The following is a 24013-nucleotide window of genomic DNA, read 5'->3' as shown; positions in this document are numbered from 1 at the left end:
ACCTACCGGGTAGCAAAGACCCGATTTTTGCCGGACTGTTTGGCGTTGTACATGGCTTCGTCGGCGCGCTTGATGACACTTTCCCGGCTGTCGTCGCTACGCATCTGGGTGACGCCGGCACTAAAGGTAATCAGTACCTTGTCGTTTCCGTGCAGGAAGAATTTTTTGGTGAGTTCGCGCTGCAGCCGGGTGAGGGCGGCGGAGGCATCGGCCAGAGGGGTGTCCGGCAGCAGGATGATGAATTCTTCCCCTCCGTAGCGTGCCACCGTGTCCTGCGGGCGAAGGGTGTCACGGCACACGCGTGCCAGATGGATCAATGCTTCATCGCCGGCGGCGTGGCCCATGGCGTCGTTCAGTTTTTTGAAGTTGTCGATATCGAGCAGTGCAACGCACAGCTCAGTCTCGTGCCGGGTGGCGCGGGCGGCTTCCTTGGTAAAGATTTCCTCCAGGCCGCGCCGGTTGAGTGCGCCGGTTAGTTGGTCGTGGCGGACAAGTTCGCTGGTGCTTTCGAGCTCACGTTCCAGTTCCTTGATGCGCGCTTCGGATTCGAGCACCTGCTGCCGGGTTTGCTGCAATTCGTCACGGGAACGTTGCGCGTTGATTTGTATGGTTCGCGTTTCACGCATGACTTCGCCGAGTACGTCTTGCAGTTCAGAGATGTCCTTGGCGGCGCTGATCTTGTCGGCGCAGGATTCAATCTTGTCGTGGTAATCAGAGGTGGCTTCGGCAAAGTCGGCTAGGTGGTCGACAAAACCGGCGAGCATTTGCTTGATGGCTTCCCGGGCTTCGAAGAGGCTGGCCTTGAGTTGCGCCTGTTTGAACAGGACTTCCTTGAGGCGGCGCTCGGCGTCGTCCAGCGCACGTTGGGAGAGCGGGGTGCCGATGATTTCGCGTACTACTTCGATCTGCCCGTGCAGCCAGTGGTCGTCCAGCACCAGTTCGCTGATGTTTTCGACGAGCAAGCGGAGCAGGCCGAGCAGGCTCAGGCGGAGTTCTGCCTGATCTTCGGCCAGTAGTTCGAGCTTGAAGGCAAAACGCTTCAGGCGGGCCAGGAAGTCTTGCATTTGCCGGACGCTGGCTGCCTTGCGAATCTCGGCGGCAAGTGCCTTAGCATCGCTGGTCAGTTGTGGGCTTTCCAGCAATTGGCTGGTAATAGCGGTTTCCAGGGTGAAGGCAAGCAGTTCGCGAAGTTCCGGTTGCAGTTCGCTGGTGCTCGCGGGCGGCTTGGAGGGGATTTCGGCTGCTTCCGTGTTGTCTTGAGGGTACTCTTCCCCTCCGCTTTCTTCGCTCGCCCCGCCCTTGCCCCAGCCCCTGAGCAAATTCTGGAGTCGGGTGAACAGTGTTTCCGGGTTGGCGCCGCTACTGTTCAGTACGTGTTCAAGTGATTCTCTTTTGCGTGCCAACGTCAGCCCGGGGTGCTTGGCCTCCCATTGCTTCAACAATTCAGCTATCAGCGTGGCCCAGGTCAGCTTCTGCGTCTCGGCCAAGCCATTGATGAATTCAACCAGCCGGTCCTTATATTCTTCCCAATTGCCAGCCTTGACGGACTCATCGAGCTGCCGGGCTAGCCGGAGTTGCTCGGGCGATGACTTCGGCAGTGCAGCGGCCAGCGAGCGTAACTGTGTTTCAGGAAATGCCATTGCCGCCGGTTTGCTTCCGGCGATCTCATGGTAGAGCGTCAGGTAATTGTCCGGTGTTGGCGCAATACGGCGTGCGGCCAGAAGGCGCAGTGTTTCCCGGGCAATTTCGAATGGGTTGGTCGGTGCTGTCATATCGATTTTGAAGCGATCAAGCTATAATGCGCCCTCGCTTTCCATGCCCCCGTAGCATGAAGGTCGTGCAGTTGATTTGTAATCATCAGGTAGCGGTTCGATTCCGTTCGGGGGCACCAGTAAAATCAAGCATTTAGGCCATTCTTCGGAGTGGCTTTTTTGTTTTTCATTGTCCGTTGCTCCTTGGTTGCTCCTGTGGCGATCAACACTATACCGATCACCTGTTAATCAATTCAGCATGATAACTTGGGGTGGAGTAGGGCTGGAAGTATTTGCATGCCACTCCTTCGCAGGGAAGTGCCCGCGTTTTCTGACTATCTCCGAGGCCAGTTTTGTGAGCCGGGAATGTATGGCTTGAAATGATCATGCTGAGTGATCCCACGCAATATCCCGTGGATTTTAGTTTTTTTCAATCACATATCACCTTCTTGAGAAGGTGATCGTCTGTCGCAAAACATGGCAGATTGGCCAGAGTCAAGCAGCTGGCCTCAGTACCTAACTCCTCATTACGTTCAAATCAGCGAGTGCCAGAAATGGTGTTCGTTGATTTCGTTCGTCCTTTCCATCTACAGGAGTCAGAGAATGAACATTCAATGCCCAAACTGTCACTCTGCACGTATCACCACCCGCAATCGCGCCCGAAAGACTGCCGGCCTGATCGGCACGGTCGGCGGCTGTGTTGGTGGTGCCACCGGTAGTCTGTCCGGAATCGAAATCGGCATGACCGTCGGCATCGTCGCCGGTCCGCCTGGCATGGTCTTCGGCGGTGTCCTCGGTGCGCTCTTCGGCGCCGTGGTTGGCGGCACGGCCGGTGGCCTGTCCGGTGCCCGGTTGGGCGAACTCGTCGACCGTCGCATCCTCGACAACTACCGCTGCCTTGCATGCGGCCACTGCTTTAGTCTCACCGTATCCGAGCCACCCAGCTACTGATCGGCTTGCTCGACCTCTGCCGTCTGCAACGGACGGCATCGCAGTTCTCGTCTTTCTCTCCCATTGATTCAACGCCTCCCGTCTCTGCCGTGCCCCCTGCGGAGCGGCTGCGCCCATTCATTCCCGAAAGGAAATCTCATGGCACACCTCGTTCAACAAATGGCCTATGTCGGCGCCGAACCCTGGCACGGACTCGGCAATCGTCTTCCGGCCAAACAACCCATCGAAGTCTGGGCTAAATCTGCCGGTATGGACTGGACCATCCAGGAGTCCCCGGTCCGTTTCATGGCCGACAGCATTGGCAGTCTGGGCACCATCCATTCCTTCGAAGATCAGAAGGTTCTTTACCGCTCGGACACAAAGGAAGCGCTGTCGGTTGTCTCTCAGCGCTATCAGGTAGTCCAGCCCAAGGAGGTATTGGAGTTCTACCGCGATCTCACCGACGTTTCCGGCTACCAGCTGGAGACGGCTGGTGTATTGAAAGGCGGCAAGAAGTTCTGGGCACTGGCCAAGACCGGTCAAACTACCGCCTTGAAGGGAAACGATCAGGTCAATGGCTATTTGTTGTTAGCTACGTCATGTGACGGCACCCTCGCCACCACGGCAACCCCCACGACCGTCCGTGTCGTCTGCAACAACACACTGTCCATTGCCGTGAATGGTGCGAGTCAGGCGATCAAGGTGCCGCACAGCACCCGCTTTGATCCGCAAGCGGTTAAACAGCAACTGGGCATTGCCGTATCCCAATATGACGCTTTTATGTACCGCATGCGCACCTTGGCCGAACGCAAAGTGAAATCGCACGAAGCCATGAACTACTTCCTGCGCGTGATGTGCGATGTACAGCCCGGCACGATCGATCCGGCTGGCCTGGCTAACGAACGTGCCTTGAAGAGGGTGCAAGCCCTCTACGACGGCCAAGGTAAGGGGGCTGAGTTGGAAGCAGCCAAGGGCACTGCTTGGGGGCTGCTCAATGCCGTCACCGAGTACGTCGACCACGAACGGCGTGCCCGTAGTACCGAGTACCGGATGGACTCCGCCTGGTTCGGCCAGGGGGCCGTCCTCAAACAACGCGCACTCGATACGGCCCTGCAACTCGTCGCCTGATCATCGGCGGAATCCGCGTTTCATCATTCATCCCGCGCACATGCCCAGTTCAGCTCTTTGGCTAACTGGGCATTTTGCATTCTGGAAGGAGTAGAACTATGCAACCACACGCCTTACCCAATGCCACCCCGCTCAAGCATCGTCCAGCACTCAAACTGGTCAAGACCAAGGACTTGCCTCGCGATGATTGGCTGACCGTCCGCAAACAAGGCATCGGCAGTTCGGATGCCGCAACAGCCGTTGGCTTGAACCCTTACAAGAGCCAACTCGAACTCTGGATGGAGAAGACCGGCCGTGATGGCAATCTTCCCAAGGTCGATCCCCACGATGAAGAGTCCCCAATGTACTGGGGGAACATCTTGGAGCCAATCGTGGCGGCCCACTACACCAAACGCACCGGCAATCGGGTACGGCGCATCAACGCCGTCTTGCAGCATCCAAATCCCGGCTTACCGTGGATGCTGGCCAACATCGACCGGGAAGTCACCGGATCGAGTGCAGTACAGATCCTCGAATGCAAGACCGCTGGCATCAACGGTGCAAAGCTCTGGAAGGACGGCGTACCTGAATACGTTCAACTCCAGGTCATGCACCAACTCGCTGTTACCGGCAAGCAAGCCGCCGATGTCGCCGTACTGCTGGGTGGTCAGCACCTCGAAATCCACCGTATTGAACGCGATGAGCGCTTGATTGACCGCTTGATCGAACTCGAACGGCACTTCTGGCACTACGTTGAGACCGATACGCCGCCACCGGCAGATGGCAGTGAATCGGCCGATCTGGCGCTACGTTGTCTCTATCCGGCAGACGATGGCCAGACCCTCGATTTCACCGAGGAACGAAACCTGTCAGCCACCTTCGCCGATTGGCTGTCGGTTCGGCAAAGCATCGCCGAGGCCGAGAAGCTGGAAGCACAACTCAAGCAAAGCCTGCAGCAAGCCATGGGCAGTGCCACGAGAGCGAACTTCGAAACCGGCAGCGTCACCTGGAAGAAAGCCAAGGATAGCGTGGTGCTCGATGTTACTGGCCTGCTCAAGGATCACCCCGAGTTCCAACAGCGCTACGCCCTGACCAAGCCAGGCAGCCGGCGCTTTCTGGTTGCCTGATTTCCACCTACACCCCTTACCACTCAATCAGCCTTCCCAACCTGCCACCCCAGCGGTGCAGGCGGAAGGCATTTTTTACAGGAGTCACTGATATGTTGAAAGGTCTCGCCATTACTCCGCCCCTACTTGGCCGAATCTCCATCGGCAAGGTGGTCGAGAAGAACGGCAAGCGTTTGCCGGAGAAGGATGATCAATTCACCATCACCAGCCAGGTTCAGAGCAAGGATGGCTGGTTGCCGCATCCACTCGATGAAGTCTTGCGTAAGGAACAGGGCGGCAAGATTCGCAATATTCCGATCCGCTTGTTGTTCAACGATCCCGATCTCAACTTCCGGGCCGAGTACAGCTTGTTTGACCGGACAACCGGGCGGCCACTCTGTGTCGGCGATGGACAGAACTGCAAGCGCCAGACGGAAGAGGGCATCAGGTCGTTTCCATGCTCGTCACCGGATGCTTGTCCGCTGGCAAAGGGCGGTTGTAAACCCTACGGACGCTTGAATGTCGCGTTGGGTGATGATGATCCGCTTGGGAGCTTCGTATTCCGAACCACAGGGTTCAACAGTATTCGGACGCTGAGTGCACGGCTGCAATATTTCCAGGCAATCTCGGGAAACAAGCTTTCCTGCTTGGCGCTGGAACTGCGCTTGCGTGGGAAATCGACGCGGCAGAGCTTGGGGACACCGATCTACTACGTGGATATCACGCCGCAGACAGGGTTGTCGACGGAAGAAATGCTGGGGCAGGCCAAGCAACTAGATGAAGCACGCCGGCTGGCTGGGTTTGATCAGGAAGCCTTGGATCAAGTAGCCAAGCTGGGTCTGGGAAATGGGGCGTTTGAAGAGGGAGAGGAAGACGGAGGCGCAGTAGTGGAGGAGTTCTTCTCTTCTACTCCGGATGCCGATCCTTCGGCAGCTTCTACAATTCCAGATACGCCAATGAACAAGACGCTGGGGCAGAAACTAGAGGCTAAGGCTCTGGCGGTGTTGGGATAGGCAGGAGTTGTTTTGCAGCCTCAAGCAGTGACGTCCGCTGATTTGCTTCCAATTGCCCCCAAGCTGCAATCAATTCTGCAAGCTCGTCCTCTGGTGTGAAAAAGAACGGAATGGGAACACCTGTTGCGTTTGCCAGATGCTCGACCGTTAGCAAATCAGGTAGGTGCTTGCCCTTTTCATACTGATTCATGCGCGGACTAGCACTGAATTGATCAATGCCTGCTTTGATCCCCAGCGCCTTTTGCGAGAGGCCGCTTTTCTGACGGGCTTCTCGCAAACGTCGTGCGAAATACGTCGATTGATTCATGAATCCCAAGGCCCAGATTTGACCTAAGAGATTCTTAGTTTCTTAATTGACACGATACTAAGGAATACTTAGCATCGCTTTGCCTATGTCAGCAGAGTAAGTGCTGCATCACGTTTGCTCATCGCGCAAAAACTTAAAGGAACTCTGATGAACAACCCATCACCTCTCGAAACCCTCGCGAGTTATGCCATCACGTTCGTTGCCGGCGCTCTGACCACGGTTTGTGTGGCGGCTTACGGCAAATGGATGAAGCAGCAGGGCCGTGTCACTGGTCCGGTCGTTTCCCCGTAATCAGTAATCGGCGAGTTACTCGTCACATACCAAAAGGACCATGCATGTCGATTGATATTCAGAAATTTACCGCCGACGAACTCACCCTGGAAAAGCTCGACACGCTGGCCATGCGCCACGAGTCGTTCCAGGTCGTCGCCGTTTCCAACATCAGCGCTGTCGTTGAAAAAATCGAAGGGCGACTGGAAAAACAGGATCTCAAATGCCGTGTCTATTCCGAATACCGCTCTGCGGCGATGGCGGCGACTTTCAGTCCGGCTGCCGTGGTCGGGCTGGGGGCGGCGGTCGGTATCGGGTTGCACAACCTCGCTACCTTCAATCCTGACTACGAGATTGCCAAAAACAAGTTGGCCGGCACGGTCACCGTCAAATACGTGAAGTGAAACGATTCGGTATCGGCCGTGTATGGCCGATAGTGGATCACATAACCAAAATGCTTAAGGGAGAGAAATGAGAACACCGACTACCTGCGCCCTCCTGGCGCTCGCCTGCCTGCCGCTGTCCGGTCTGGCCCAAACCTATGTTGGCATCGGTGCAGGGAAGGCCGACTACAGCGATTTCACCCTGCGCGACATGGAATGGGATTCCCTCAATGTCACGCAACAGAAAGACAAACCTACGGCTGTCGGCCTCTATGTCGGTGAACGCCTCAATGACTACCTGGCCGTCGAGCTGGGCTACATGAACTTGGGTACCCGCAAGATCAGCGGCTATGTCACTGGCGGTGGCAGCACCGCCAGTGTCGACGGCAAGACCCGTCTCGAAGGCCTGGGTCTCTCCGTTCTCGGTAGCTATCGCATCGGCAGCTTTGCACCCTATGTTCGCCTCGGTCTGATGTATGGGCATCAGGACCGGAAGGCAAACAAGAACGATCCGGGCTTGTTGTTCCAGAATCCGAACAACGAATCCAGTACCACGGATGTGGTCCGGCCGATCTACGGCCTCGGTCTTGAGTACCAAGTCACCGAAGCTGTGGCTGTCCGTCTCGACCATACCGTGATCCACCACGCCAGCGTCGACACCATCAACAACATCGACAATGGCACCATTCGTCGGGATGCCTCGATTACTACCTTGGGATTGCTCTACAGCTTCGGCGCTAAACCGAACCAGACGGATTGGGGGAGTAGCAAATGGTCGATGGGCTTGGCCGGTGGTTGGTCGAAAACTTCGGCTCGCATGAGCGGCGGAGGTTACAACGGCAATGTCTGGAATCTACAGACCCATACTGTCAATGCCCAGGTGGCCGGCGGCATGTCGGACGACAAGACCGATACGGCCTATCGCCTGTCGCTCTTCCGGAACGAGGGAAGCATCGAGTACGAGGTGTATCTGGCCACGCTGGGTGAGTTCCAGTCACGCAGTGCCAACGATGGCATCACCGGTGGTGGGAATGCCCTGACTGGCGCAACGACAAGGACGGCGAATGCTCTGGGGGCTAACGTCGGCTATCGCTTCGAACCGATCAAATCCCTGACCATCCAGCCGAAGCTGGGTCTGGCGGCGGTGCACACGCGGGATGAAATCTACAACAGCCTGGATTTCGCAGGTGTCGGTGGTTCAGCACAGAGTTCAGTGGTGAAGAAGATGGTGCTCTCCCCAACGGCGGGGCTGGTTATTGGCTATCAGCTGACCAAGGCTATCGAGGCTCGGCTTGGCTATGAGCATTACTTCCTGTCCGGCAGCGATGCGGCGCTAGGAAAAGGCAATATCGGGATGGTCATGGCAGGGGTACGGGTCGGCTTGTAGGAGGATCAACGTACTGCATAGAGAGAAGGGGCTGCGGCCCCTTCGTCCTTTTGCAGTTATTTTTTTTGGGGTTTTTTGAGGCTTGCTGGGCAGAGACTCGGCCGAAGCCATCACTCGAGGAAGAGCAAAATGTAGTCCGAAATCCCACTCTATGTTGCCGTTAATACGCTGTCACTGGTAACCGAGTATCTAACAGCGATGAGGTGATTCATTCGTTCGGCAAGCGGTCGTCTATAGCTACACGCGCTAGATAGCCGCTCTCTACAGGCACTCTCCCAAGACTATCTCACCGAGCACTTGTTCGAGATGGATGGGGTCGACAAGGGTTACCTAGTGGAGTAAGGCCTCACTCGTAGTTCTAGCGCACATCGGTACCAGGAAACATGGTGTTTGCTCTCTTCCTTTCGTGTATATCCAGATCACACCTATTGGTTCAATTAGAGAAATTGAGGAGGAGACACCGGTCTTGCTTATTCATGCAGGTCCGTAGAGGGGGGTAACGCCATTCCGTGTACCCCTGGAATGTGATTTCCCATTGGCTCCGCGCTTATGCCCGATTGCGACAAGCCTTCAAGAATCCCGCAAGTCGAGGCTTGACGGTTATCAGGACAACGACTGCGCAGCTCAAGAAGCTGTTTTTCCAGCGCTTGGAGTTCACCGATGCGACGGACGACATGCCCGATGTGTTCATCCAGCAAGCGGTTAACCTCGCCGCAATTTTCCTCCGGTGATTCCTTGAAGCGCAATAGCGTCCGAATCTCGTCGAGTGTCATGTCCAAGCTACGACAGTGCCGAATGAAGGTCAATCGCTCCTGGTGCATTACCCCGTAGATGCGGTAATTTCCCTCGCTCCGCCCTGGTTTCGGCAACAGTCCTTCCCGCTCGTAGTAGCGGATCGTTTCGACATTACTTCCCGCTAAACGCGCCAGTTCGCCGATTTTCATTTCTGTCTCCTTCTTTCGCTCATCACGTCCGGCCAGGCTGCAAAGCGATGATGGCCATGCCACCGAGGCATACGGCACTGCCCAGAAAATCCCAACGGGTCAGGGGAATTCCATCGACCTGCCATAGCCATAACAAGGCGACCGCAACATAGACACCGCCATACGCTGCGTAGATGCGACCGGCGGCGCCCGGATGCAATGTAAGCAGCCAGGCAAACAGAGCCAGTGACATGGCAGCCGGGATCAGAAGCCAACGCTGGCGACCCTGCGTCAGCACCAGCCAGGGCAAATAGCAACCGATGATTTCGGCCAGCGCGGTAACGACGAAGAGACCTAATATCTTCAGGAACTCCAACATACTTTTCTCCTTGAACATTTTCATTGTAGCCGCTTGACCTTGTAGCGACTCAAGGGTTTTTAATGGCATCAACGAATAGGAGATTGCCATGCCCACCCATGCCGAGAAGCACCGATCCAATGAGCCTGAGCGTTGCGCGTGTTCAGGTCGCGGTGTGACGGATACGACCTCCATACAGGATGTGCCGCGTGTCGCTGTACCTAACTCCTCAGGGAATTCGAGCGTTTTTCGGATTCCCGCCATGGACTGCCCGAACGAAGAAAACGATATCCGCAAGGTGCTGACAGGCATTGAGGGGATTCGGTCACTACGCTTCGAACTGGCGTCCCGGACCCTGACCATCGATGGCGAGCAGTCTGCCCAGGAAAGTGCGTTACAGGCCATCCGCCACCTTGGTTTTGAAGTGCTGCCCATCGAGCATGAACAGATGGCTGAAACCCCATCAGGTCTCGGCGAGATCAGTAAGGCATTGATCGCCCTGGCATTGGCCATCGGGGCCGAGGTTTTGGATTTCTTCGCACCCGACACCTTGCCGTTCAAGGGGCTGGGTATGGCGTTGGCAGCAGCTGCCATCGCTTTCTCTGGATTCTCCACCTATCGCAAGGGACTGGCCGCATTGCGGCGCGGCCAGTTGAACATGAATGCCCTGATGGGCGTCGCCGTGACCGGTGCCTTCCTGATCGGCCAATGGCCGGAGGCCGCCATGGTCATGGCGCTTTACGCCATCGCCGAACTAATCGAGGCACGGTCCGTCGATCGGGCACGCAACGCTATCAAGGGGCTCCTTGCCTTGGCCCCGGAAACCGCAGAGATTCGACTAGGCGATGGTGGCTGGCTGGAGACGCCGGCTGACAAGGTTGCCATTGGCGCACTCGCCCGGGTGAAACCTGGCGCCCGAATTCCGCTGGATGGGCGAGTAACCGCCGGCAGCAGTGCGGTCAATCAGGCGCCAGTTACCGGCGAAAGTATTCCGGTAGACAAGACGACCGGTGATCCTGTTTTCGCCGGCACCATCAACGAGACCGGTATGCTGGAATTTGAGGTGACGGCTGCCGCCAACAACACGACCCTGGCCCGCATCATCCATGCCGTCGAGGCAGCCCAAGGTACACGAGCACCCACGCAACGTTTCGTGGATCGCTTTGCCACTATCTACACGCCGGCCATTTTTGTGATCGCCGTGGCCGTGGCCATCGGTGGCCCCGGGCTGTTCGACTGGACGTGGACACAGGCGCTCTACAAGGCGTTGGTTCTCCTGGTGATCGCCTGTCCCTGCGCGTTGGTCATCGCCACACCGGTTACCGTTGTCAGCGGACTGGCCGCAGCTGCTCAGCGCGGCATCCTGATCAAGGGCGGCGTCTATCTGGAAGAGGCCCGGAAACTGCGTGCCATTGCTCTCGACAAGACCGGCACCATCACCGAAGGCAAGCCTCGGTTGGTCGCCACAGAAGTGTTGTCCTCCACTGATCAGGAGGCGAAGGTTCTTTCCTGGGCCGCCAGTCTGGCCGGTCATTCGGATCATCCCGTATCAAAGGCTATCGCCACCGGCCTGAACCTGCCGGAAAACGGCCTCTCCGACTTCACTGCGCTTCCCGGTCGCGGCATCGAGGCTCGCCTGGATGGGCATACATTGATTCTGGGTAATCATCGGTTGATTGAGGATCGTGGGCTGTGCAGCCCCGAGATCGAGGCGCGTCTCGCCATTCATGAGAATCAGGGGCGAACCGTGACCTTGCTGGCCGCCGAGGACCGGGTACTGGCCATCTTCGCGGTGGCCGACACCATCAAGGAAAGCTCGCGGGAGGCGATTACCGATCTGCGTCGCCTTGGGGTCACGTCAGTCATGCTCACCGGCGACAACGTCGCAACCGCAACCAGTATTGCCCGCCAGGCAGGGATCGACGATGCACGAGGCAATTTGCTGCCGGAAGACAAGCTGGCTGCAATCGAGGAACTGCAGGAGCGTCATGGCCCGACAGCCATGACCGGTGATGGGATCAACGATGCGCCCGCCTTGGCTCGCGCCGATATTGGTGTCGCCATGGGCGGTGCCGGCACCGATACCGCCATGGAGGCCGCCGACGTGGTCATCATGAACGACGATTTGCGGCGTATCCCAGAAACCATCCGTTTGTCCCGCCAGACACACGCTGTGCTCTGGCAGAACATCGCACTGGCCTTGGGCATCAAGGTCGTATTTCTCGGGCTCGCGGTGTTCGGAAATGCCACGATGTGGATGGCGGTATTTGCTGACATGGGCGCCAGTCTGCTGGTCGTCGCTAACGGCCTGCGAACGTTGCGAACCTCTGCGCCGCAAACCAGAGACTGAAGACCCGTTGGCCTGCATCGGCGAAAGCAGCGAGGCGGTCAGCAGTCCAGTCGTACGCCTATTTCGGTCTCGCCATCGGCGGACAATGCAAATGCCGCCCCGTCATGCATCCGGGCAATCGCGCTAACGATGGCGAGACCCAGTCCATGATTTTGGTGGCCGTGGCTACGTGACGTGTCTACGCGGAAGAAACGATCGAAGATATGGGGCAGGCTTGCAGCAGGAATCGGTTTGCCTCGGTTGATCACCGAGAGTTCGAGTCGTCCATCTGTTTTCGGCGTTATCCGGATCACGATTGCACTCCCGTGATCGGCATATCGAGCTGCATTATTTAGTAAATTGGACAGTACGCGCCGTAGCAGTGCAGCATCGAATAGGCCGGAAGCGTCACCTTCAATCGACAACTGAAGGTCGGACTCAATCAGCACGGCTTCATAGTAGTCAGCCACCTCAGTGCAGAGTTGGGCGAGGCTTTGAATGGGTTTCCGCCGGGCTTTTGCACCCCGGTCAGCTTGCGACAGGAACAGCATGTCATTCACGATGCCCGATAGCCTGTGCATTTCTTCGAGATTCGCACCGATGCAATCACGCAGATTTTCATCCTTGTCGTTGCTACGCAAAGCCAACTCACTGCTAGCGATGATATTCGCCAACGGCGTTCTCAATTCGTGCGCTACATCGGCATTGAATCCTTCGAGCTGCTGGTAGGCTTTTTCCAGTCGGTTTAGCAAATCGTTGAACTGATCGACAAGGACTTGTAGCTCGGCGGGAATCCCCTCAGTTTCCAACCGTTTGTCGAGGGAAAGTATTGCGAGACAGCGCGTTTGCTCAGCCAGTGTCCGAATGGGGGCCAGTCCAAAATAGACGAGCAGGTAACCGCCCACGGTGATCGCAGCACTGCCGATCAATGCAGCCCCCCAGAGAATGGCTGCGAGGCGATCCAGAATAGCCTCGTCGGGTGCAGTGTCGAGCGCCAATTCGGCAACGGCAAAATCTGTCCTCGAAGCTTCCTCGGGGAGTGCAAGCGAGAGAAAGCGCGCTTTTAACGGCCAAGCATTTTGCGTCGAAATGAAACGAGCCTCACCCAATCTATCGAGTAACTTGAGATGCAAGTCCCGATTGATCTTCAGAAGATCTTCCAGGTCATGTTCCAGTGTTCCCGGTTGCAGGTGTGCCGGCGTTTCTTCAAACAGGTGCTGAATTGCCGTACTGAGCTTTTCAAGGCGTAGATCCTGTTGTGACTCAAGATTGATTTTGACCGAGAAAAACACGCCGAGACACAAACATCCAAGGACACCCAAACTTAGTGAGGCAAGCCAGCGTACAAGGCGACCGCTCAGCGTCGGGTTAATCTGTTTGCCAAGTTTCATTCGCGCATTTCGAGGACATAACCCATGCCTCGTACGGTGTGCAGTAGTTGGAGCTCGAAGGGTGTATCCATTTTGGCGCGAAGTCGCTTGATCGAAACTTCGACTACATTGGTGTTGCTGTCGAAATTCATATCCCAAACCTGCTCGGCAATCTCGGTACGCGATAGCACCTCGCCTTGTTTCCTCAGAAACAGAGAAAGCAGCAGGAACTCCTTGGCACTCAGGTCGATACGTTGACCATTCCTGGAGACCTTGCGGCGAGCCAGATCCATTTCAAGATCGTGCAATGCCAGACGGTTTGACGTGCTTTCCTGTTGATGCTGTGCCGAGCGGCGCAGCAGTCCCTGGATTCGAGCGATCAGCTCAGAAAAGGCGAACGGCTTGACCAGATAATCGTCGGCGCCAGTCTGCAAACCGTTGACCCGGTCTTCCACTTTACCCCGCGCGGTCAGCATCAAGACCGGGGTTTGTTTTTGGGTACGCAGGGCAGCCAGCAAGGCAAGTCCGTCCATGCCAGGCAGCATGGAGTCCAAGATGATGGCGGAGTAATCAAACTCCAGACTCATGTGAAGTCCGGTTACTCCGTCATGGGCAAGGTCGACAACGAAGCCTGCCGTACCCAATCCCTTTTGCAGGTACTGGGCAAGCTTTTGCTCATCTTCGACAACCAATAGTTTCATTTCTTTCCAAATCGAAAGATGTCAATTTTGTAAACTTCCTGTTGGCGTTCTGTCAGTGCTGTTTCTTTATAGTTCATCCATGCCGTTCAGTTGTTCGGCATACATCAAACCCGATGAACGAAACATCAATGAAGGAGTTCCATCATGAACGTCAAACAAGCCCTTTCCATCCCCGTTCTTTGTGCCGGTTTGCTCCTGTCAGGTCAGGTGTTGGCCGACTCGGTCATGCACAGCACGCCGGAGGGCGCGACAAAATTCTACCCGGCGCACGGTTCGGGCAGCAAATCCGCCCAGCAAGTGCAACAGGAACTCGATGACTTCAAACGCAACCCGGTAAGTGCGGACGGCCAGTATCGTTATGTTGGCGGTGATCAAGGCTGGGTGCTGATTCCGCACGAATATGCCTATCGCGATGGGAAATGGCAACACGTCGACAAACTCCAGCACAACACGCCTGCGCCATCCATGCAAATGACGCCGGAAGAAAAGAAGCAACGCGAGGCGTTGTACCTGGGCGGTTAATTCCGCCCCGAGGACGAATGTGTTGCCCATCGGACGATGACCAGGAAAACCCTGGTCATCCGCAACCCGCCTTTCCATACGTTACCCTCCGCAGACTTGTTGTTTGAACACACTTTTGTTCTGTTACCATTCATCCCATGCGTCGCTGGCTATCCATTTTCCTGTTGATTGTTTTGCCGCTCCAGATTTCCTGGGCGGTGGCAGCGACCTATTGCCAGCATGAAACGGGATCGGCGAAGCACTTTGGTCACCACGACCACAAGCATCAGACAGACGATAGCGAGAAGCTTGCCAAAGGTTCTATTTCTGATGTGGACAATGATTGCGGTGTCTGTCATGCGGGCTGTATTGCCGCGTTGACCGCCTTCAGCGGTTCTCTACCCGAATTCGAGGGAGTTGCTGATCTTTTTCAGACAGTTCCGTTGGTGACTTCACTGCCTGGCGACCAGCCCGAACGCCCCAACTGGTCCATCTCCGCCTGATCGGCGGGGCTGGGGCATTTTCCCAAACCTTTTTGCTGCGGCCTGAGCCGCGCTCTGTGCCATTCTGCTTGTCAGTTGGCGCCCCGCCGATTCCCCAACGTGTATTTCATCACTGGAGAATCGGATGTACCCAAGAAATTTTGCTGTCACGTTGCTGCTCCGAACCCTGTTCGGATTCACGGTGTTGGCCAGCACCCATCTCAATGCCCAGTCGCAAGACCGGCTGACTTCGACGACGTTCGCACCTACGCTTGTCACGGAGCCGGTTGGAACCTTGACCCTTTCGGCGGCGATTGATCTCGCGCTAACGTCCAATCCGGAATTATCAGCAGCCACCAACGAATTACGTGCTGTCGAAGGGGTCGTAATCCAAGCTGGCATTCTGCCCAATCCGGAAATTTCGACTTCCGTTGAAGATACGCAGAATAAGGCCACGCGAACCACAACTATCCAGCTGAGCCAACGGATCGAGCTTGGTGGCAAGCGCTCGGCTCGAATTGCATCTGCCGAGCGGGGCCGTGATGTAGCAGCAGCCGATTTGGCAGCCAAACGCCTTGACATACGCGCAACCGTGATCGGGGCCTTCTTCGATGTTCTGGTTGCTCAGGAGCGTATTCAACAGGCCGAGGACTTGCTCGGCTTGGCCCAACGCGCCAGCCAGGCGGCTTCACGACGCGTGACTGCCGGCAAAATCTCGCCGGTTGAGGAAACAAAGGCCCGTGTGGCGGAAGCCTCAGCACGAGTGGAGTTGAATCAGGCACAACGCGAACTGGTGTCGGCCCGAAAGCGTTTGGCGGCAAGTTGGGGAAGTTCGACACCACGGTTTGAACAGGCTGAAGGGCGTACCGATTTGTTGCCGCCGATCCGCTCCACCGAAGAAATCACCCGCCGCTTGAATGCATCTCCGGCACTTCTTCGTGCGCGCCATGAAGTCGATCGTGTTTCTGCTCTCGCGGACTTGGAGCGTTCTCGCCGGATTCCCGACGTTACAGTCAGCCTGGGATCCAAAAAGGTTGAAGAACTTGGGCGCAACCAAACCATCGTGGGTGTCTCAATTCCCTTCCCAATCTTCGACCGTAATCAGGGCAATGTGCTTGAGGCGCAGCGTCGAGCCGACAAGGCACGGGACGAGCTCAGTGTTACTGAGGTTCGTTTAAGTACGGAGGTAACACAAAACGAGGAACGTCTAAAAGCCCTGGTTGTTGAAGCGCAAACCCTGCAAAGCGAAATCATGCCGGGCGCTCGCAGCGCCTATGACGCTGCCAGCAAAGGATTTGAACTGGGAAAATTCAGTTTTCTGGAGGTATTGGATGCCCAACGTACCTTCTTTCAGGCGAGAGCCCAATACCTGAGAAGTTTGTCCGATGCTCATCGGACCGCGGCCGAACTGGAGCGCGTCCTGGGCTCCATCGATTCAATGCCAACTGCCGTACCCAGCCGTCCGTAGGAGCGCGTCGTGAAAATGAATTTCAACAAGAACACTTTCAATCTCACCAGAAAGCAAGGGATCGCCATTGCCGTGATTTTGGCGACAGGAATTGTCGCCGGCACTTGGATACTGGGGGGCAGTACTTCCCAACCTGCTGGAGAACAGCATGAACACGCCAGCCATGCAGAAGCCAAGGGGCATGCCGATGCCGAGCATCATGGCAGCAAAGCTGGCGATGGTCACGAGCATGCCAAAGAACATGGAGATGCAGAGCACCATGAGGATGAGCCCCAATCGGGGCCGCATGGTGGCAAGCTTTTTACCGAGGATGGTTTTGGTCTGGAATTGCTGTTGTCCGAAGATGGTGGTGAGCCAGGTTTCCGTGTCTGGTTGTTCCAGGAAGGAAAGCCGCTTGCACCAACTGCAGCAAAAGTCTCGATAACACTGACGCGACCGGGTGAAGAGAAGCAGGAAGTCCTTTTTTCAGCCGAGAAAGACTATCTGAAGAGTACCAGCCGAATTGCAGAGCCGCATGTGTTCGAAGCTTCCATATCGGTGCTAATGGGAAACACCCCATTCCTGTTCATCGATACCCGGGAAGAAGGAAAAATCGAGCTAACGGACGAGCAAGTTAAAGCTGCTGCCATCGGTATCCAGAGGGCCACTCCCGCCAAAATCAAAACAGCGGCTCAGCTTCCCGGCGAAATCCGGTTTAACGAGGACCGTACCGCGCATGTCGTACCTCGTCTTGCCGGAGTCGTCGAGAGTGTTCCTGCCAATCTGGGACAAACGGTCAAGCGCGGTCAGATTCTGGCTGTGATCGCCAGCACTGGCCTTTCGGAACAACGCAGCGAACTTCTGGCAGCACAGAAACGCTTTTCGCTCGCCAAATCGACCTATGAGCGAGAGAAGAAGCTCTGGGAAGAAAAAATCTCTGCCGAACAAGACTACCTGCAAGCCCAGCAAACTTTAAGGGAAGCCGAAATCGCCGTTGCCAACAGCCAGCAAAAGTTGATTGCGCTGGGTGCCGGTGCCACGGTTTCGGGCAGTCTCAATCGTTATGAAATCCGCGCACCTTTCGACGGCATGATCGTTGAGAAACACATCGCGCTTGGCGAGGCAGTCAAGGAAGATGCCAGTATCTTCACGATTTCCGACTTGTCTTCCGTATGGGCGGAAATTGTCGTTCCTGCCAAGGATTTGAACGTCATCCGGGTTGGTGAAAAGGTCGTTGTCAAGGCAACTGCCTTCGACTCGAAAGCCGAAGGCAGCATCTCCTACGTGGGCGCATTGCTCGGGCAGGATACGCGCACGGCCAAAGCGCGGGTCACTTTGGCCAACCCGAAGATGGCTTGGCGTCCTGGATTGTTCGTAAATATCGAAGTCGTTTCCAGTGAAGCCGAAGTTCCAGTCAGCGTTCTAACCGAAGCTATCCAGACGCTTGGTGACAAGAGCGTCGTTTTCATCAAGGTGCCTGACGGTTTCGTTGCACAACCGGTGACATTGGGCCGTTCGGATGGCAAATTCATCGAAGTGGTTAGTGGAATGAAAGCAGGAACCCCTTATGCAGCGTCAGGCAGCTTCGTCCTGAAGTCGGAACTCGGCAAGGGTAGCGCCGAGCACAGCCACTGAGGCGAGGGAGAACAACATGTTTGAACGCATCATCCGCCTCGCCATCGAACACCGCTGGCTGGTCTTACTGGCCGTCCTCGGCATGGCCGGCTTGGGAGTCTATAACTACCAGCGCCTGCCGATTGACGCAGTACCCGATATCACGAATGTTCAAGTACAGATCAATACGGCAGCGCCGGGCTATTCACCGCTCGAAGTCGAGCAGCGCGTGACCTTTCCGGTCGAGACAGTCATGGCCGGCCTACCTCACCTGGAGCAGACCCGTTCCCTGTCGCGTTACGGCTTGTCGCAGGTTACGGTGATTTTCAAGGATGGAACGGATATCTATTTTGCCCGCCAACTGGTCAATCAGCGGATTCAGGAAGCCAAGGAAAAACTCCCTGCCGGAATAGCGCCGGCAATGGGGCCCATCTCTACTGGCCTGGGTGAAATCTATCTCTGGACGGTAGAAGCAGAGGACGGCGCCAAAAAGCCGGATGGCACTCCCTATACACCGACTGATTTGCGCGAAATACAAGATTGGATCATCAAGCCGCAACTGCGCAACGTGACAGGCGTGACTGAAATCAACTCGATTGGTGGCTTTGCCAAAGAGTATCAGGTAGCACCCAGCCCGGAAAAGCTGGCTTCCTACGGCCTGACACTTCAGGACGTGGTAATCGCCATCGACCGCAACAACAGCAACGTCGGCGCCGGTTATATCGAGAAGCGCGGCGAACAGTATCTGATTCGTGCTCCTGGCCAAGTGCGTAGCATCGAGGATATTCGTAACGTCATCCTGGGCAATGTCCAGGGCGTGCCGATCCGTATCCGCGACGTGGCCGATGTTGGCATCGGTCGCGAGCTACGTACTGGTGCCGCCACTGACAACGGGCGTGAAGTCGTTCTGGGTACCGTGTTCATGTTGATTGGCGAGAACAGTCGCACCGTCTCACGAGCGGTCGACCAGAAAATGGTCGAAATCAACCGCAATCTGCCGGAAGGCATCAAGGCAGTGACAGTCTATGACCGCACCGTCCTTGTGGACAAAGCGATCAATACCGTCAAGAAGAACCTTCTGGAAGGGGCGATCCTGGTCATCGTCATTCTGTTCCTGTTCCTCGGCAACATGCGGGCGGCTGTAATCACCGCCATGGTGATCCCGCTCTCCATGCTGTTTACCTTTTCGGGGATGGTGACCTACCAGATTAGTGCCAACCTGATGAGCCTCGGCGCTCTTGACTTCGGGATCATCATCGATGGTGCAGTCGTCATTGTGGAGAACTGTGTTCGCCGTTTGGCCCACGCCCAGGCACATCACGGGCGACCATTGACCCGGACCGAGCGCTTCCACGAAGTCTTTGCCGCTTCGAAAGAGGCTCGCCGAGCGCTGCTATTCGGTCAGCTCATCATCATGATTGTCTATCTGCCGATCTTCGCGCTCACCGGCGTCGAAGGAAAAATGTTCCACCCTATGGCTTTCACCGTGGTCACCGCGCTCGTAGGTGCCATGATCCTCTCCGTCACCTTTATTCCCGCAGCAGTCGCACTGTTTATCGGTGAAAAGGTGGATGAAAAGGAAAACTTCCTGATGCGGGCAGCCAAGCGCTGGTATGAGCCCGTTCTGGCTGGTGTCATGGCGAACAAGCCGGTAGTCCTGGTCTTCACGACGGTGATGGTTCTTCTCTCTGGCTTGGTCGCTACGCGCATGGGGAGTGAGTTCGTACCGAGCCTGAATGAAGGCGACTTCGCGATTCAGGCACTGCGTATTCCAGGAACCAGTCTTTCGCAGTCAGTAGCCATGCAGCAACAGTTGGAAAAGGGGCTCAAGGCGGAGTATCCGGAAATCGACAGGATTTTCGCGAGAACCGGGACGGCCGAAATCGCCTCAGATCCGATGCCACCCAATATTTCGGATGGCTACATCATGTTGAAACCTGAAGCGGAATGGCCGGAACCACGGAAATCTCGGGACGAACTGCTGGCCGCTATCCAAAAGACCGTTGGAAAACTGCCGGGGAACACCTATGAGTTTTCCCAACCGATCCAATTGCGTTTCAATGAGTTGATCTCCGGTGTACGCAGCGATGTTGCCATCAAAATATTCGGTGATGACATGGATGTTATGAACGATACGGCCAGCAAGATTTCCGCTGTATTGGAGAAAATCCCAGGCGCTTCCGAGGTCAAGATCGAGCAGACGACGGGCTTGCCTATGCTGACCGTGAATATTGACCGGGAGAAAACGGCGCGCTACGGACTCAATATTGGTGATGTCCAGGATGCGATCTCGACAGCGATTGGTGGTCGAGAGGCTGGAACCATGTTTGAAGGTGACCGACGCTTCGATATTGTCGTACGTTTGCCGGATAGCCTGCGTTCGGATCTCGAATCGCTAAAGCGTTTGCCGATTGCTTTGCCGAAGGGGGCTTCTGCTGCCAACGGAGGGGATGTACGCACGACCTACATCCCATTGGGGGAAGTCGCCAGTCTTGAGCTCGCACCGGGTCCGAACCAAGTTAGCCGGGAAAACGGCAAGCGTCGCGTTGTTGTTAGTGCCAATGTTCGGGGACGAGATATCGGCTCCTTTGTTGGCGAGGCTCAGAGCCGTCTAGCCGAGGTCAAGATTCCGAGCGGCTACTGGACGGCCTGGGGTGGAACTTTTGAACAACTGGAGTCTGCCTCGAAACGTCTCAAAATTGTGGTGCCCGTGGCCTTGCTGTTGGTATTCACGCTGCTGTTCGCGATGTTCGGGAACGTGAAAGATGGGCTGCTGGTGTTTACCGGCATTCCGTTTGCGCTGACAGGCGGCATTGTCGCACTCTGGCTAAGGGACATTCCGCTCTCGATCTCGGCGGGCATCGGTTTTATCGCCTTGTCCGGTGTGGCGGTACTGAACGGCTTGGTGATGATTTCCTTCATCCGTAATTTACGTGAAGAGGGGCGCTCTTTGGATGATGCCATTCACGAAGGGGCGCTGACTCGATTGCGTCCTGTGCTGATGACGGCATTGGTTGCCTCGCTTGGTTTTGTCCCCATGGCGATTGCAACAGGTACCGGTGCGGAAGTCCAACGCCCGCTGGCCACCGTGGTGATTGGTGGAATCCTGTCGTCGACAGCGCTGACGCTTCTCGTGTTGCCGCTTCTATATCGCCTTGCTCACGGCAAAGATGCCGACGAAGAGGACTTCACGAAATCGATAGACGAGTCATCTGAGGCCTAGCGTTTACCGTTCGTGACCGGGGGCTTCGTGCCAGATTCGGCATAAACCGTCGGTCACCCATTCTTCCACTCAACTACGGAGGCTGTTATGGGATTTTTTGAAAAACTCTTGCGAGGAGTCGCCGGTTCGCATGGCGGAGATCATCATGGCCGCGAACGGAATAGCGGACATCATGGCTGGGGGAATAGTTACCCCTCAAATTCAGCGCCGCCAACCAATAGCGCTGCTGGTGGCCCCTCATGCCCGAAGTGCGGCTTCGCGACCAACCCTGGGGGACGCTACTGCGCCCAATGCGGCACAGCCTTGGTGCCCGGCAATTGTGCGGACTGCAATGCGAACCTCGCCCCGGGCACTAAGTTTTGCCCGAATTGCGGCAAGGCGCAGCAGTCCTGAGCTTGGTGCCGTCTCCTCATGTTTAAGCATTTGATCCACAGCCACCTTGAATTCCAGCTTCTCATGCTCGGCCTGGGGATGATGCTGACTTTTCTGGTGCTTTACGGATGGTTTTGCTGGCGGGAAGAGCGGCGCCAAAAGACACCAAAGTATTCAAAAAACCTTCAGTTCCGTCTCCAGGCGATGAAACAAAAATTGAAGCGCTGCCACCACAACGATAAAGGGCGGGTCCCATGAGTACAAGCCACACACACGGCATCCCGAGCACTGAGAATGAGCGCGCCCTGCGCTTTGCCCTGGCGCTGACCGGCTGTTTTCTAATTGCCGAAGTTATTGGCGGCGTATTGACTGGCAGTTTGGCCCTCATCTCGGATGCCGCTCACATGCTGACCGATACTGCCGCGCTCGCTATCGCATTGGCGGCCATTCGTGTTGCCCGTCGCCCGGCCGATCGTCGCCGAACCTATGGCTATCACCGCTTTGAGATTCTGGCGGCAGCCTTCAATGCCATGCTGCTGTTTGCCGTGGCGCTCTACATCCTGGTTGAGGCATACCGGCGATTCACCTCTCCGCCCGAAATCCATTCGGTTGGGATGCTCGTCGTCGCCAGTATTGGCCTCATCGTCAATCTGATCAGCATCCGCCTGCTGAGCGGGGGACAGTCAAATAGCCTCAACGTAAAGGGAGCCTATCTCGAAGTGTGGAGTGACCTTCTGGGGTCGGTCGGCGTGATCGTGGGCGCGGTGGTGATTCAGCTAACCGGCTGGTCCTGGGTAGATCCACTTGTGGCTGTAGCCATTGGCCTCTGGGTTTTGCCACGCACCTGGATCCTACTGAAGGACAGTCTGAACATCCTGCTCGAAGGTGTGCCCGAGGGCATCGATTTAGGAGAGGTGGAGCAGGCCATGCTGGCTGTGCCAGGCGTACTCGGCATCCATGACCTGCATCTCTGGGCGCTGACGACCGGCAAGACCAGCCTGACCGCGCATGTGGTTTACGACCAGACCTACTCCCCCGAGAAAACTTTGATGCCCGCCTTGCAGACGGTGTTAGCTAACCGCTTCAAGGTGGTCCACACGACGCTGCAGTGCGAAACAAAACCCTGTGCGCACCAACCGGAAGGTTGCACCTACGTCGGCAGCACATCCGAGCACGACGATAACCCAAATTTTCATTAACCGATTTATCAACTGACATGGAGCTCCCATGAAACCTTCCACGGTACTCTTTGCTTGCTTCGTCAATCTGGCATCCGCTGCGGACGACCATAAGGGCCATGCCCATACCGAGAAACCGGGCCAGTCCCACGCCCATGACGCAAAGCCACAGCATGGTGGCGTCGTATCGGTCATCAAGGACATCAGCTACGAGTTGGTGGCGAAGGCTGACTCCCTCACGCTCTACGTGACCGATCACGACCAGCCTGTCGATACCCGGAATGCGTCAGCTACCATAACGCTGCTGTCTGCATCAGACAAGACCGAAGCCAAATTGCTGCCAGCAGGAAGTAACCAGTTGCGTGCCCAAGGAGCCTTCAAGATCCAAGCCGGCACAAAGGCTGTCGCCATAGTCAAACTCGGCGACAAGCCTGGCCAGAGTGTACGTTTCGTCTTGAATTAGGCGAGATGCTCACCTTACCGTCCATTTGTTCACTGACAGCCCAGGCAAAGGGGCAGCGCAATGCGTGGGCGGTACCCCTTAGGAAATCGGACACAGCCAATAGCTCCCACGGCCGCATTTCATCCAACGAGTTTCTATGTCTGAGATTTCAGCTTTGTTCCCGGTAAGGCCGGGGGGATTTATTGGAAATGCAGCGCCTCGCATCTCCGACGCAGGTGAAACTCAAAGCTCGGCAACATTTTCAAGCATCCTTGAAAACGCCGTCGCACGTTCGGCGGCTGCCAATGTTGCCTTAAGCGACAATCTCGACCCCGCCGGGAAATTGACTCTTGGCACAACCCATTCATCTCACTTACCAGCGAACGAGAACGGCTTAGGCAAGAAAAACGAGGATTTCCAACAAAAAATGCTCGGAATAAGGGCCTATAGGCAGCAAATTCTTGCGTCTAATATCGCCAACGCTGACACCCCTGGCTACAAAGCGATGGATATTGATATTGCTGAGGCCGCTGGTGGCGAGCAATCTCCTCCTCTTCAATTGAACGCCTCCTCGCCGGGACATTCGAAGGGCAATTCTTCTTGGCAGTCGCCACCCGTAAGCCTGAAATATCACGTTCCTTCTCAGGCTGCGGCTGACGGAAATACCGTTGAAATGGATGTTGAGCGCCAGAAATTCGCAGAGAACTCATTGATGTATCAATTCTCCCTTGACCGGGTTGGTGGTGAGTTCAAGCACATGAAAGAGCTATTTCAATCACTGAAATAACAGGGGGGCTTTTGTGTGTCGGTCTCGTTTCA

Annotated in this window: 23 protein-coding genes and 1 tRNA gene; 18 read left to right on the top strand and 6 right to left on the bottom strand. The window is 56.0% G+C overall.

Annotated features, from left to right (window positions below; genetic code table 11):
• Positions 1 to 2: 2 nt before the first annotated feature.
• Positions 3 to 1772, bottom strand: coding sequence for a GGDEF domain-containing protein (locus tag K420_RS0100760; RefSeq protein ID WP_027456362.1), 1770 nt, complete (start codon positions 1770 to 1772; stop codon positions 3 to 5).
• A 45-nt stretch (positions 1773 to 1817) separates the two neighbouring features.
• On the opposite strand from K420_RS0100760, the gene K420_RS0100755 reads away from it, so the two are divergent.
• The 5 genes from K420_RS0100755 (at position 1818) to K420_RS0100735 (ending at position 5907) form a co-directional block, all read left to right on the top strand.
• Positions 1818 to 1891: transfer RNA gene (locus tag K420_RS0100755), tRNA-Thr, on the top strand.
• A gap of 463 nt (positions 1892 to 2354) precedes the next feature.
• The gene (locus tag K420_RS0100750; protein WP_027456361.1) at positions 2355 to 2702 is read left to right on the top strand and encodes a hypothetical protein; all 348 of its coding nucleotides are present in this window, start codon (positions 2355 to 2357) and stop codon (positions 2700 to 2702) included.
• Between the two features lie 138 nt (positions 2703 to 2840).
• Complete coding sequence (locus K420_RS0100745; RefSeq protein ID WP_027456360.1) at positions 2841 to 3809, top strand: DUF932 domain-containing protein; 969 nt, start codon at positions 2841 to 2843, stop codon at positions 3807 to 3809.
• Between the two features lie 98 nt (positions 3810 to 3907).
• Positions 3908 to 4915, top strand: a complete 1008-nt coding sequence (locus tag K420_RS0100740; RefSeq protein ID WP_027456359.1) for a YqaJ viral recombinase family nuclease — start codon at positions 3908 to 3910, stop codon at positions 4913 to 4915.
• 92 nt (positions 4916 to 5007) lie between these two features.
• Positions 5008 to 5907 carry a recombination directionality factor gene (locus K420_RS0100735; protein ID WP_027456358.1) on the top strand — a complete coding sequence of 300 codons (900 nt, stop codon included), beginning with the start codon at positions 5008 to 5010 and terminating at the stop codon, positions 5905 to 5907.
• On the opposite strand, the gene K420_RS19955 is transcribed toward K420_RS0100735, so the two are convergent.
• A complete protein-coding gene (locus K420_RS19955) occupies positions 5882 to 6214 on the bottom strand; it encodes a helix-turn-helix domain-containing protein (protein ID WP_084019515.1) in 333 nt (110 codons plus the stop codon). The genes K420_RS0100735 and K420_RS19955 overlap by 26 nt on opposite strands.
• Before the next feature lie 335 nt (positions 6215 to 6549).
• Here K420_RS19955 and K420_RS0100730 point away from each other — a divergent pair, with 335 nt between their 5' ends.
• Together K420_RS0100730 and K420_RS0100725 are read left to right on the top strand one after the other, a co-directional pair.
• Entirely contained in the window at positions 6550 to 6888 is a 339-nt protein-coding gene (locus tag K420_RS0100730) for a hypothetical protein (RefSeq protein WP_051452893.1), read from the top strand.
• Positions 6889 to 6955: 67 nt separating this feature from the next.
• Positions 6956 to 8254, top strand: coding sequence for an outer membrane beta-barrel protein (locus K420_RS0100725; protein WP_027456356.1), 1299 nt, complete (start codon positions 6956 to 6958; stop codon positions 8252 to 8254).
• A gap of 470 nt (positions 8255 to 8724) precedes the next feature.
• On the opposite strand, the gene cadR is transcribed toward K420_RS0100725, so the two are convergent.
• Together cadR and K420_RS0100715 are read right to left on the bottom strand one after the other, a co-directional pair.
• Positions 8725 to 9198 carry a Cd(II)/Pb(II)-responsive transcriptional regulator gene (gene cadR, locus K420_RS19950; RefSeq protein ID WP_084019514.1) on the bottom strand — a complete coding sequence of 158 codons (474 nt, stop codon included), beginning with the start codon at positions 9196 to 9198 and terminating at the stop codon, positions 8725 to 8727.
• Between the two features lie 22 nt (positions 9199 to 9220).
• The gene (locus tag K420_RS0100715; RefSeq protein ID WP_027456355.1) at positions 9221 to 9556 is read right to left on the bottom strand and encodes a YnfA family protein; all 336 of its coding nucleotides are present in this window, start codon (positions 9554 to 9556) and stop codon (positions 9221 to 9223) included.
• Positions 9557 to 9797: 241 nt separating this feature from the next.
• Here K420_RS0100715 and K420_RS17755 point away from each other — a divergent pair, with 241 nt between their 5' ends.
• The gene (locus K420_RS17755) at positions 9798 to 11885 is read left to right on the top strand and encodes a heavy metal translocating P-type ATPase (RefSeq protein ID WP_035854342.1); all 2088 of its coding nucleotides are present in this window, start codon (positions 9798 to 9800) and stop codon (positions 11883 to 11885) included.
• Between the two features lie 38 nt (positions 11886 to 11923).
• Here the strand turns inward: K420_RS17755 and K420_RS0100705 are convergent, their stop codons facing one another.
• Positions 11924 to 13255, bottom strand: coding sequence for a heavy metal sensor histidine kinase (locus K420_RS0100705; protein WP_027456354.1), 1332 nt, complete (start codon positions 13253 to 13255; stop codon positions 11924 to 11926).
• Positions 13252 to 13935 carry a heavy metal response regulator transcription factor gene (locus K420_RS0100700; protein ID WP_027456353.1) on the bottom strand — a complete coding sequence of 228 codons (684 nt, stop codon included), beginning with the start codon at positions 13933 to 13935 and terminating at the stop codon, positions 13252 to 13254. The genes K420_RS0100705 and K420_RS0100700 overlap by 4 nt, the downstream gene beginning before the upstream one ends.
• 144 nt (positions 13936 to 14079) lie before the next feature.
• On the opposite strand from K420_RS0100700, the gene K420_RS0100695 reads away from it, so the two are divergent.
• From K420_RS0100695 to flgB, 10 genes are all read left to right on the top strand, one after another.
• Positions 14080 to 14457, top strand: a complete 378-nt coding sequence (locus tag K420_RS0100695; protein ID WP_027456352.1) for a hypothetical protein — start codon at positions 14080 to 14082, stop codon at positions 14455 to 14457.
• Positions 14458 to 14594: 137 nt separating this feature from the next.
• Positions 14595 to 14939, top strand: a complete 345-nt coding sequence (gene czcI, locus K420_RS0100690; protein ID WP_027456351.1) for a cation efflux protein, CzcI family — start codon at positions 14595 to 14597, stop codon at positions 14937 to 14939.
• Between the two features lie 124 nt (positions 14940 to 15063).
• Positions 15064 to 16386, top strand: coding sequence for a TolC family protein (locus tag K420_RS17750; RefSeq protein WP_084019512.1), 1323 nt, complete (start codon positions 15064 to 15066; stop codon positions 16384 to 16386).
• A gap of 15 nt (positions 16387 to 16401) precedes the next feature.
• On the top strand, positions 16402 to 18000 hold the full coding sequence (locus K420_RS0100680) for an efflux RND transporter periplasmic adaptor subunit (RefSeq protein ID WP_027456350.1): 1599 nt from the start codon (positions 16402 to 16404) through the stop codon (positions 17998 to 18000).
• A gap of 16 nt (positions 18001 to 18016) precedes the next feature.
• The gene (locus K420_RS0100675) at positions 18017 to 21202 is read left to right on the top strand and encodes a CusA/CzcA family heavy metal efflux RND transporter (protein WP_027456349.1); all 3186 of its coding nucleotides are present in this window, start codon (positions 18017 to 18019) and stop codon (positions 21200 to 21202) included.
• A gap of 87 nt (positions 21203 to 21289) precedes the next feature.
• Positions 21290 to 21595: a zinc ribbon domain-containing protein gene (locus K420_RS21145; RefSeq protein WP_027456348.1), complete on the top strand. Its 306-nt coding sequence runs from the start codon at positions 21290 to 21292 to the stop codon at positions 21593 to 21595.
• An 18-nt stretch (positions 21596 to 21613) separates the two neighbouring features.
• On the top strand, positions 21614 to 21832 hold the full coding sequence (locus K420_RS0100665; RefSeq protein WP_027456347.1) for a hypothetical protein: 219 nt from the start codon (positions 21614 to 21616) through the stop codon (positions 21830 to 21832).
• A complete protein-coding gene (locus K420_RS0100660) occupies positions 21829 to 22773 on the top strand; it encodes a cation diffusion facilitator family transporter (protein ID WP_027456346.1) in 945 nt (314 codons plus the stop codon). The genes K420_RS0100665 and K420_RS0100660 overlap by 4 nt, the downstream gene beginning before the upstream one ends.
• 28 nt (positions 22774 to 22801) lie before the next feature.
• Entirely contained in the window at positions 22802 to 23215 is a 414-nt protein-coding gene (locus K420_RS0100655) for a hypothetical protein (RefSeq protein ID WP_027456345.1), read from the top strand.
• A 136-nt stretch (positions 23216 to 23351) separates the two neighbouring features.
• Entirely contained in the window at positions 23352 to 23981 is a 630-nt protein-coding gene (gene flgB, locus K420_RS19940; RefSeq protein ID WP_084019511.1) for a flagellar basal body rod protein FlgB, read from the top strand.
• Positions 23982 to 24013: the final 32 nt, after the last annotated feature.

It is taken from the genome of Dechloromonas agitata is5 (assembly GCF_000519045.1).
In the GTDB taxonomy this organism is placed as follows: domain Bacteria; phylum Pseudomonadota; class Gammaproteobacteria; order Burkholderiales; family Rhodocyclaceae; genus Azonexus; species Azonexus agitatus.
This window is presented reverse-complemented; position numbering and strand designations above follow the sequence as displayed.